General features: G+C 56.1%; 6 protein-coding genes. All 6 read right to left on the reverse strand.

The genetic code is table 11. From position 1 onward, the window contains the following. Positions 1-1233: peptidase (locus HMPREF2605_RS06705; RefSeq protein ID WP_070847494.1), on the reverse strand; the 1233-nt coding region annotated here is incomplete at its 3' end. A gap of 369 nt (positions 1234-1602) precedes the next feature. Next, positions 1603-3138, reverse strand: coding sequence for an S-layer homology domain-containing protein (locus tag HMPREF2605_RS06710; protein ID WP_070847495.1), 1536 nt, complete (start codon positions 3136-3138; stop codon positions 1603-1605). Positions 3139-3472: 334 nt separating this feature from the next. Then, a complete protein-coding gene (locus HMPREF2605_RS06715) occupies positions 3473-5431 on the reverse strand; it encodes a gluconolactonase (RefSeq protein WP_070847497.1) in 1959 nt (652 codons plus the stop codon). A 344-nt stretch (positions 5432-5775) separates the two neighbouring features. Next, positions 5776-6660, reverse strand: a complete 885-nt coding sequence (locus HMPREF2605_RS06720; protein WP_070634377.1) for an S-layer homology domain-containing protein — start codon at positions 6658-6660, stop codon at positions 5776-5778. Between the two features lie 406 nt (positions 6661-7066). Beyond that, positions 7067-8902, reverse strand: coding sequence for an S-layer homology domain-containing protein (locus HMPREF2605_RS06725; RefSeq protein ID WP_070847498.1), 1836 nt, complete (start codon positions 8900-8902; stop codon positions 7067-7069). Between the two features lie 420 nt (positions 8903-9322). Further along, positions 9323-11443: a peptidase gene (locus HMPREF2605_RS06730; protein ID WP_083324857.1), complete on the reverse strand. Its 2121-nt coding sequence runs from the start codon at positions 11441-11443 to the stop codon at positions 9323-9325. Positions 11444-11649 lie beyond the last annotated feature (206 nt).

The following is an 11649-nucleotide window of genomic DNA, read 5'->3' on the forward strand; positions in this document are numbered from 1 at the left end:
GTTCGGGTCGGTGGTCTTCACATCCGGCCACGGGGAGACCGCCGGGAGGTTCACCTTGGGGGCGCCAGCTTGAAGGTACAGTGCCGCAGCTAGCTCACCGCGAGTAGCACGCTGCTGCTGTTCCTCATCGCTAAGCTTTGAGAAGAGATGCTTATACTTGGGTTTGGGTAGAGATACATTCGTGAATTCCTCAAGACCTTCAAACTTCAAGTCCTGACGGCCCATAAGGACACCGCGGTGCTCCGGCGCCAAACCCACAATCGGGGTGATGAGAGTCTTATCCGTCTGGTTGACATAGCCATAGTCGCTCCATGCTTCAAGGACATACTGCTTAGACGGATCCAGAGTGTTCGCGGGAATTTTGATGGTGCGGTAAACAGCGTTTCCCCACAGCGCCATTACGCCATCGCTACGTTCGTAGTAGCGCTCCATCTCGCTCATGAGCAGGACGGGGGTGCCGGTGCCCTTCTCTCGAATCGTGTACATGACACCCTCACGACCGGGGAGCTCATACGCGCTGAAACCCTCACCCTTAATCATCAGCTCTTGATCTTTCGTGGTGTCCTTCAGTGGATCGTACCTCCAGTGGGCCCCGATAATTTCAGGATGGCGACGGGTATATATTGGCTTGTGAATAGCCACGTTCTTACGAGCCCAAATATCCTCAATGGTCGGCCACGGCTGATCCTCGCCCACGGTGAGGATGCCAATCTCATAGTGCACATCCTCCCCGCGGAAATACGGGACCCCATAAGCGGGGGTGTAGAAACTCTCCAGGTCGCCATATCTGATCGTCAGCTCTGCCTCAAAAGTGCCGTCATCGGCAATAGGGAAACGCCAACCTTCTTCAAAGAAACGCACCGACCTTGAAGGCTCAACGTTATCGGGATGATACTCTGTAGCGGCAATGTAAAGGACTGCCTTGCCGTGCTGCTCACGCCATTCCTTGGTGAGGCCGGTGCCCCTCACCGTAATTTCGTTGTACTCATCGGTGTACAAAGCCGCACCCTCCCCATAATCAATGGTGAAAGACGGGCCATCCGTGACGTCCTGAGAAACCGGGGAGGCGGTATCGGCAACCGGTGCGTTAGGGACAGAAATGTTAGTGACCGGTGCTGTATCCTGAGCCAGCGCCGGAGTCATCGGCAGGACCATAGCGCCAGCCAACATGAGAGCGCAACAACCCTGCGTTGCACGGCGGAATGAAGACTTAGAACTCGGAAGTGAGGACATAAAGCATCCTTATGGTACGTCCCATTGGATGTTTGCAATTCCTGCAGGATGATTTCCGGCCGAATCTTCACCGTCGAAGTTGCGCTAATCCAATAAGAAAATCGTTGATTATCCCCATCGGTTTTGGGGGTAGCCTCAGCATATCAAACCCTTAATGAGAAGTCGCGAGAAATCTCAAGGAATAGTTGAAAGTTTTGAATTTTTGTGCCGCAATGATTCCGCGAGCACCCAAAAATAGATGCAGAAAAAAGCAGAGAAAACGGGCATAGAAAACCCCGTGTTCCCGAATAGAAAAACCATTCGGGAACACGGGGTTATTTAGCGCGGAACTAGTCCGTCTTACATAGCGCGGTTCTACCTGGCGCCGTTCTACTTGGCTCGGTTCTGGAAGTTGAACAGCATCTGCTCCAGCTGACCACGATTCACCAGGTCCGTCGCATTAAAAGCGCCGAAATCCGGATTAATGACATACTGCTGAGTGGACCACAGAATCTCACGGTAGAAGGCGGAACTCGGATTAACATCCGTGAACGAAGAAACACCGGAAACAGCCGGGGAACCCGCTGCGCGGTAGGTGAACGCCGCAACGGTAGCGTTCGAAATGCCGGCATCCGCGTGGAACTTACCATCAGACCAGCCGAAAGTAATGCCCTTCTGACGAGCCCACACGTAGGCGGCGTAGTTCGGGTCGGTGGTCTTCACATCCGGCCAGGGGGAGACTGCCGGGAGGTTCACCTTGGGGCTACCAGCCTGAGCGTACAGTGCCGCAGTCAGCTCACCGCGAGTAGCGCGCTGCTGCTGCTCCTGGTAGGTGAGCTTCGAAATCAGGCTCTTGTACTCTCCCTTAGGCACGGTAGCATCCGCGAAGTCCTGAACACCCTCAAACTTCAGATCCTGACGGCCCATAAGAACACCGCGGTGCTCCGGCGCCAAACCCACAATCGGGGTGATGAGGGGCCTGTCCTTCTTGGTGAGGTCGTAGTCGTAGTCGCTCCACGCCTCAATGACGTACTGCTTAGACGGATCCAGGGTGTTTGCGGGGATCTTGATGGTGCGGTAAAGAGTGCCTCCCTCCAGGCGGGTTACGCCATCGGGGCCTTCATAGTAGGACTTCATATCGCTCATCGCCAGGACGGGGGTGCCGGTGCCCTTCTCACGAATCACGTACATGGCACCCTCACGACCGGGCAGCTCCTCACCAACGAAACCCTCACCCTTGACCAGCAACTCCTGATCCTTCGTGGTGTCCTTCAGAGCATCGTACTTCCACTTAGGTGCCAGGACCTGCGGATGGTAAGCGCGAGTGTACATCGGGTGGTGGGCGATAACGTTCTTGCGAGCCCAAATATCCTCAATGCTCGACTGGGGCTGGCCCTTAGCCTCGGTCAAAATACCCGTCTCGTAACGCACCTCGTCCAGGGTGATACCCGGGAAATAATCGATGGGAGTGTAGAAACTCTCCAGAGCCTTAGCCTTGATGGTCAGCTTTGCCTCAAAAGTGCCGTCATCGGCAATGGTGAAGTCCTTGCCCTCTTCAAAGCGAAGCATCGAGGTGGAAGGCTCAGCATTACCGGGGCGATCCTTCGTAGCAGCAATGTAGAAGACAACGGTGCCGTGCTGCTCACGCCATTCCTTGGTGAAACCGGTACCCTTCAGGGTCACGGTGCCGCCCTCACCGGTGTAAAAAATGGTGTCATAGTCGGTGGAGTACGTCGGCTGTGCCGCCGCGTCCTGAGCAGCCGGCTTGGGGGTCACAGCATTTGCCGCCGGTGCATTAGCGGCAGGCGCCGCATCCTGGGCGAGCGCCGGAGTCATCGGCAGAACCATCGCGCCAGCCAGCACCAGTGCGCCGCAACCCTGCGCCGCACGGAGGAACGAAGACTTAGAGTTCGGAAGCGAGGACATACATCATCCTTACGGGTCGTACCCACCGGGATGATGCAGTTTCATAGGGTTTCGGGGTGAGAAATCTCCGTCGAATCTGCGCCAACCCAATGAGAAAAGTGGTCGAATATCCCCGTCGGTTTCGGGGACATTTTCACCCTATCAAAGGGTTGGACAGATGTCAGGAAACGCTCAAGAAAAACTTGAAGGTTCTGAGGGTTCTCACAGGTTGACCAGCCACTAAGAACTGAGAACCCAGCACGCTAAACTCAGCACGCTAAACCCCAAAAACAGAGCCCCGCGCTCCTGGGCAGAAAACCTGCTCGGGAACACGGGGGTGTTCAGCTGGCTATGTTTAGCGAGACTGGAAAGCAGCCAGGACAGTCTCCAGATGACCGCGAGTCAGCAGCTGCTGAGGAATGAAATACTGACCACCGTACACCGTAGTCAAATTCTGGCTAGCCCACAGAATCTCACGGTAGAACGCAGAACCAGGCTTAACATCCACGTAGGGGGAATTACCCGTCACCGCAGGAGAACCAGCCGCGCGGTAAGTGAACGCTGCAACGGTAGCGTTCGAGATGCCAGCGTCCGCGTGGAACTTGCCGTCCGACCAGCCGTAGCTGATACCCTTCTCACGAACCCAAATGTACGCAGCGTAGTTCGGGTCGTCAGTCTTCACATCCGGCCAGGGGGAGGTCTCGGGCAGCTTCACCTCGGGAGCTCCAGCCTGAAGGTACAGAGCCACCGCCAGCTCACCGCGGGTAGCGCGCTCCTTACGCTGCTCATCGGTCAAGCTAGGCTTCTTATCCTCAACAGCGTCAGAGCCCTTGAACTTCAGGTCCTGAGAAGCCAGCAGAGTACCGCGGCCCTCGGGTGCCTTACCCACAACGGGGGCGACGAACTCGCCGTTCTCGTAACCGTTGTTACCCCAAACCTCTACGACATACTTCTTAGCGGGATCCAGAGTGTTCGCCGGAACCTTTACGCTACCGGACAGCTCACCGTTCACGAATTCAGAGGAGCGGTCGTGATGGTTGTACTCAATGAGGTCGCTCGTCGCCAGAACCGGGGTGTTCGAACCCTTCTCACGGATTACATACTGAACACCCTTAGGGGAAGCAATCTCACCGTAGAAGCCGGTACCCGAGAAGTAAATATCCTGATCCGCGGTGGTGTCGCCCAGAGCCTTGTACTTCACCTCGGGGGCAAACGGGCTGGGGCGGAACGCCTGAGTATGCACCGCAATACGGCGCACCACGTTCTTGCCAGCCCACAGATCTTCAACGGTCAGCGGGGGCTGACCCTGCTTCTCAGCAACCAGGTCAACCTCGTAACGCACCTCGTAACGCGGGATACCGGGGAAGTAGTTGCGAGGCTCGTAGTAGCGCTGAAGCACGTCCGGCTTGACCGTCAGCTGAGCATCCAGGGTGCCATCCTCGGCAATGGTGAAGTCCTTACCCTCCTCAAAACGGAGCGGCGTATCATCAGCGGGCAGAAGGTCACCATCGGGAACACCCTGAGAAGCGGCCAGGTAAACCGCTACATTGCCGTGCTTTTCACGCCACTCCTTGGTGAAACCCGAACCCTTCACGTGGACGGTGCCGCCCTCAAAGGTGTACAGTAGCGGATTCTTGCCGTCGTACAGAACGTCGAATGTCGGAGCGTCCTCCTGGACAGCCTTAGCGCCCGGAACATCCGCAGCCTGCGAACCATCAGAACCGTTAAAGTTCAGCGTCTGAGAAGCGAGCAGGGTGCCACGACCCTCGGGTGCCTTACCCACGACGGGGGTAATGAACTCGTCGCCCTCGTAGCCGTTGTTGCCCCACACCTCGACAACGTACTGCTTTGCCTTATTCAGGGTGTTCGCCGGAATATTGACGGTACCGGTCACATAGCCGCCCTGGTAAGCAAAAGCCAGTTCCTCGTGGTTATATTCGATGATGTCGCTAACCGCCAGAACCCGCGCCCTCAGGGTCTTCTCACGCACAACAATCTGAACGCCCTTTGGGGAGTTAATATCGCCATTGAAACCCCAACCTGAGAAGTTCAGAACCTGATCGTTACCGGTATCCTTCAGAGCGTTGTAGCGCCAGTGCGGGGCGAAAGCGTCAGCCTTCTGGGCGACAGCGGCCTTCGGCGCAGGGTCAGCCGGCAGAGAACCAGCCGCCGCAGTTGCAGGGGCATCTGCGGCAACATTCTGGGCAAGCGCCGGAGCCATCGGCAAAACCATCGCGCCAGCCAATGCCAATGCACCGCAACCCCGTGCTGCACGGAAGAAGGACGAAGCCTTGAAATTCGGAAGAGCGGACATAATCATTCCTTATCGGTCGAACCCATTGCGCCAATGCAGTTTCTAAAAGGGAGTGAGAAATCTTCGTCGAATCTGCGCCAACCCAATGAGAAGTGGTCGAATATCCCCGCCAATTTCGGGGACAATTTCACCCTATCAAAGGGGCGAATAGAAGTCAGGAAACACTCAAGAGAGACTTGAAGGTTCTGAGGGTTTTCCCAGGTTGACCAGCTGCTAAAAACTGAACCCAGGATGCTGAACCCCGCGCACAGTCCTCAAAATACAAGAGGCCCCGCACTTCAAACAGGAAGTACGGGGCCGCTCGATACGCTGAACAAAGCGCAAAAAACTAGGCAGTGTAAAAACTACGAAGTGCGGAAGTACAGGTACATCATCATCGCAACACGACCGCGAGACGTCTGAGCCGTCGGCTCAAAAGCATTACCCTCAGACACCGTCGACACGCCACGGCGCGACGCCCACACAATCTGACGGTAGAACGGAGTCGCAGACGAAACATCGCTAAACGGCGAAGAACCCGACATCTGAATCTTCTGCGCACCATCAGCACGGTACAGAAGTGCCGCAGCAGAAGCATTCGACAGGCGCGCCTCCGCATGGAACTTACCATCAACCCAACCGGAGGTAATACGCTCCTGACGCGCCCACAGGTACGCATCATAATTCGGGTCAGACTCATCAACATCCGCATACGGCGAATGCTCCGGACGAGTCACCGACGGCGAACCCGCCAGCTTATAGAACATGCTAATCAGCTCGCCACGAGTCACCGGATCCTCAGCACCAAAATGGTCCTCAGAAAGCGGCTCCATCGTCTGAGTACGAACAGCCCAACGGATACCCGCATAGTACGCAGAATCCTCGGGCGCATCAGCAAAAATAGTGTTCGCATCCGGTGCGGTCACGGACGGACGCAGAATCTTCGGGCCCTGAGTCGAAGAACTCGACGCCAGAGGAGAAGAAGTGGAAGGCGCCGAAGCAGCTACCGGCGCAGCAGTATCCGCCGAAGAAAGACGCGCCTCCGACGAATCATAGAACGAGAAAAGAGGTGAGAACGGCAGGTACAAAACACCCGCCAGCGCCACAGCGCCAACAGCCAGCTCAATGCGGCGGCGCTTACGCTTCTTAGCGGCATCCTGAGAAGAAGTATCGTGGGTGCCCTCCGGTGCCAGCAGAGGCGCAGAAGAATTATGGGCAGTATCAGTCGACTGCTTAGAATCCTGGGACATAAATCCTCAATGTGGTTGATGTTTCGGTGTGTGATGAGCTCCCTCGCACAACAAACGCCCAACCGGAAACGGGCGCGCACCAAGGGGCGCAACAGTCCTAAGCATAAACCACAGCTTGAAAAATATTAATTTACACTCCATGGAACAATTGTGAAAAAGGGGAGTGGTGCACCCCAAAAATCCCCCCAATAGCGGGTACCGCATGAGGTGCGCCCCACATGCGGTACAGCCCACATTAGCGTGTTAACCGGCAAAAATACCCCGAAAAACCGCGGAACAGCACCGGACAACAGCCCCGCAAGGGCACAGAAAAGCCGGGCCAGGGGGACGAAACCAACGTTTCGTCACCGCCAGCCCGGCTCAATCATTGCGGGTTAGACGCTAATCCCAACGAACCAGCAGGACCCTAGCGAACCTTGTAGTTCATCAAGAAACCAGCCAGCTCACCACGGCTCACCAGCGCAGACGGGTGGTACTCAGAACCCGGGAAAACCTGCAGCTTCTGCTGCTTAGCCCAAGTGATCTCGCGGTAGAACGCAGAACCGACCTTCACATCGGTGTACGGTGCCTCAGCCACAGCAACCGGCTTCTTACCATCGAAACGGTACAGGAACGCCGCAACAGTAGCGTTAGAGACAGACGCATTCGCGTGGAACTTACCGTCAGACCAGCCGAAAGTAATGCCCTTCTGACGAGCCCAAATGTAGGCGGCGTAGTTCGGGTCATCAGTCTTCACATCCGCGTACGGGCTAGTCGCCGGCAGATCAACCTTCGGGGAACCAGCCAGGCGGTACAGCGCAACGGTCAGGTCGCCGCGGGTCGCGTCATCATTAACGCCAAACCAATCCTTCTCGCGAGAATCGATCAGCTTCTGATCAGCAGCCCACAGAACAGCCTTGTGGTTCGCGTGAGCAGTCGGAACGTCAGCGAAACGCTCACGGACCTTCTTGTTCGCAGACTCACCAGTCAGAGTCAGGTAATCAGCAGCGATGCGCTCGCGCTGACCATCCGCATAGTTAATGGTTACGAAAATAGCGTAGCGGCTATCCTCATCCAGCTTGGTGCCGTCAACATTAACGGTGGTCTCAAATGCGCCAGTTGCCACACGGTCAGCGTTCAGAGTGATGCTATCCAGAGCCTCACCGGTCGGGTTGCCGTCAGCCTCAGCCTCAGAGAACAGAACGTTCACGGTAGCGCCAGCCGGAACCTTGAAATCCTTACCCTTCACACGGATAGTGGTCGAAGAGCTCAGATCAACCTTGTCAGTACTCAGGGACACCGAAGGCGAAGCAGTCTTAGCGTTCTCGCCGTTCACCGGAACAAACGCCTGAGTGCTCAGTGCCTGGCTGTTCGCCTCATCGTTATCTTCCGGAACGTTGAACTCGAAAGTCTGCACAACATAGGAGCTGCCGGACTTCAGGGTACCCGCCGGGATGTCCAGAACAGTCGAGAAACGGCCGTTGGTGTAGCCCATGTACTGGCCGAAGAAAGCAGAGTAGGAGGTGAACTTAGCCTCCGACTGAGCCAGCGCGGGGCCGGTCGCCTTGCCGGTCGCCGGATCAACCGCACGAACCGCAACAATCAGCGACTCGCTACCGTTGTACGAAATGTTCTGGAAACCGGCACCGTTCACGGTGACCTTAGTGTTCTCAGAGGCATTCACCGACGAAGCGTCGTACGACAGGGTCGGGGAATCAACGGTGGGAACATCCGCAACCTTCAGCTCAGTACGAACCTCATCCGCGGGAATCCAGCCGTCTTCAGCGTCATCACGGTAACCGAGCACAACATCGAAGGACGAGCCATTGGCCTCCAGATAGTTAGCGTCGATCGAAGCGGTCAGGTTCACGGTGCCGTCAGCCGCAAAGGCGGAGGCGGGAACATCCTGAACGTAGAAGGGGTAATTACGCGGGTGGTGCGGCGGGAAAGCAACGCTTTCACCCTTCGGAACAACGTACAGGCGGAACGACTTGCCCTTAACGAAGTCCTTGGAGAAACCGGAGCCGCTAACGGTCACGTTGCCGCCCTTGAGAATGTCAAAAGTGCCGGAGGTAACCTGCAGACGCTGCGCACCCTGAACCTCGCCCTGCGCAACAGCCTGGGTTGCTACCGGAGTAGCAGCAGGTGCCGCAAACGCGGGGGAGAGGGGCAAGAGCATGGCGCCAGCCAGGGTGATGGCGCAGCTGCTCTTGGCCATGTTTTTGGGTAGCGCAAAGCGCATGTGGTTGGGAAGTGAGGACATTGTAATCCAATCAGTTTTTATCGGTGCCGCGCATCGAGTGTGGTGCGCATAAACACCGTAGCAAATAGTTAAGACGTGCTGGAACCTGAAAGGTCATCAGCGCGAAAAATGTCTGTGTGTTTTATCGCATGTCTTAAGGTGAAGTATAGCTTTAAAAAGTATGTGCATGACGTGGAAAATATGCCTAAATATTGTGCTGATAAGCACAAACACTGGTCACTGTACAAAAAAGAAAGCACAAAAAACCCACCGCATTCGAAAAATTCACACCTATGCAACCTCTGCAGGTTGAGAATATTCACAATGCGGTGGGCAAGGCAACATAAAAGTCACCCACAATAAAAATGGCACATAAACAGAGCCGTAAAGTCGCCTATTTGACGAAAGCTGCCCAAAATAGCTAACACCGAGAACGGGACACTATGTGAGACGGCTGCCGCCGTGCTCCATGCGGTACAGCATCGTAGCGAGTTCCGTGTGCCCAATAAACGACGGCACATACGCCTCATAGGTAGACTGTTCGCTGATATAACCCCAAATGTGCTGATCAATCGCCCACTGGGACTCCTTACGGAACGAGTAATGCCAGCCAAGAACAGTATTCCACCCGCGTTCAGAAGAACCACCCGGCAGACTACTCTTCTTTGACGCCGAAGAAACAGGACGAGGCTTCGCCGCAGGAACCTTACCCTGCGCCCTCTGATACCTATACAGGAACGCCACTGCCGAAGAATTGTAAACCCTCGCCTCCGGGTGGAAATTACCATCAATCCAACCGAACGTAATGCTTTGCTGACGAGCCCACACAATCGCGGCATAGTCCGGGTCGTTGGGCTGAACATCCGGATACGGGCTGGCCTCCGGAAGCTCCACCTTCGGGGAACCCGCCAACATATAAAGAGCCACCGTCACATCACGGCGCGTCATATCCTCAGAATAATAGAGATCTGACTTGGGAAGCTGCTGAGCCTTGTACCACCTCTTCGCAGCCTCACCCTCCTCAAACGCATTCACCACCAAACCAAGGTCAGTAGAAACAACCTGCTGCACAGAATCCGCGGCACCACCCTGACCGGGAAGAACCTTCTCCACCACCAGCTTATAGCCGCCCTGATAATTCAGCGCCTCACCGGGAACGGTGAGGGTCGCCTCCGTGTAACCGCTCTGGATACGGTCAGCCGCAATATCCTGCTCCAGCGCCTTCTGACCCGTCAGATTGCCAGAAGCATCCGTAGCCTGCAGCGAGAAACGGTAATGACCCTCGGTGAGGTTCGGCAGATTCACGGCACGCACCTGCAACGTGTTCTTCTCCCAATAGGGGCTCACCTGCGGTGAATCAGAATAATATTGGTCCCTCTGCTGCGGCTCAACACGCAGAACTGGGGCGGCATCCTTCACCTCGGTGTTCGAGTTGGGTGAGCGCACCGGAATAAACGGGGCAACATCCGTCAGGAGGCTACCGGGGACCTTCTCCTCATCCGGATTCGGGAAGAAGCCGCTGTAGACGCCAATCATGTACGACTTGCCCGGCTGCAGAGTGCCCGCAGGAATTGTCACATCCGCAGAGAAATAGTTGTTGAGGAAACTCCAGCAATAGTATTCGCCGCAATCCGTATAACGAACTGCATGCGTGAAAACGGGTTTGCCCACCATCTTTCCCGTTGCAGGGTCAACCTCATACAGCATCAGATACGCCGGGGCGCTCCCCGGCTCAAGAAGCTGCTTAGAGAGAATATGGTAGCCCTCAATCTTCAGCTGCGTATCAACCCAGGGGTTATCAATCGCCGGCATGCTGTACACATAAGTAGTCTGACCCGGCTCAGGGTCCTGAGTCAGGCTGAGCGGAGTGTGGGCAGTAAGACGGGGATCCTCATACTCCTCGGCGTTCGGCTCGCGCTCGCCCGCCGGGTAGTAGGTCAACACCACGTCAAGGGCAGGCGAAGGGATCGCCCGGATGGTCTGCTTCTTGACCTCGAAGGTGAAGGTGAGGCTTCCGTCCGGGTTGTCGTGGACGATACCGTCTTCTCGAAGATGATCGACCTTGCCACGGTACAGGGGATTTTGGGTTGCCTCACCGGTACGGGACCACCCGTAATCGGTACCACGGTTCACGAGGCCGAACTGGAAGAGCTTGTACTTCTTACGGAACTCGGGGCTCAACGGGGAGGTCGTCACGGACACCGTGCCTCCCTGAGAAATGTTGAGGGTGCCGGTAGTGACCTTCAAATCAATCTTGTCAGCATCGCTAATACCGGTTGCGGCATCCGCCTCAGCGGCGCCGGGGACGGCAGCTACGGGGGTTGCCTGCAACGATGCGGCAGGGGAGACGGGGCTCGCCGGATCCGCTTGAGCAGGCTCCACCTGTGCGGGTTTCGTCTGTGCCGCATCAGCATGCGCAGCAGGGGTGACCGCCAGAGCCGGGGTCATGCCCAGCAGCAGGGAGAGGCTAATTGCCTTCTTACCCCGGGTATTTTGGAGGCGGTTTTTCTGGGCAGGCGTCTTAGCGCCCTGAGCTGTGGTTGGTCGGAAGAAAGAAGACACGGTTATCCCATCTAATGTTCTGCACTGTGCTTTCTATACCGGGCTCTCTACACGGTGGTTTTTGCACACCGGGTTTTCTGCACAGTGGTTTTCTGTACGGTGATTGAAGTGAGTGAGGGAAAAGCTGAGTGAAAGGGGAGAAATGAACGGTGAAAATGAACGAAAAGTTGAGTAAAAGGGGGGGGGGGGGCACCAGGGGCCTTAGT

The organism is Rothia sp. HMSC065C03 (assembly GCF_001837295.1).
GTDB lineage: Bacteria > Actinomycetota > Actinomycetes > Actinomycetales > Micrococcaceae > Rothia.

Bases quoted from the DNA above. Each gene is read 5' to 3' on its own strand.
- HMPREF2605_RS06710 (WP_070847495.1), bottom strand. From the start codon at position 3,138: ATGTCCTCGCTTCCGAACTCTAAGTCTTCGTTCCTCCGTGCGGCGCAG.
- HMPREF2605_RS06715 (WP_070847497.1), bottom strand. From the start codon at position 5,431: ATGTCCGCTCTTCCGAATTTCAAGGCTTCGTCCTTCTTCCGTGCAGCA.
- HMPREF2605_RS06720 (WP_070634377.1), bottom strand. From the start codon at position 6,660: ATGTCCCAGGATTCTAAGCAGTCGACTGATACTGCCCATAATTCTTCT.
- HMPREF2605_RS06725 (WP_070847498.1), bottom strand. From the start codon at position 8,902: ATGTCCTCACTTCCCAACCACATGCGCTTTGCGCTACCCAAAAACATG.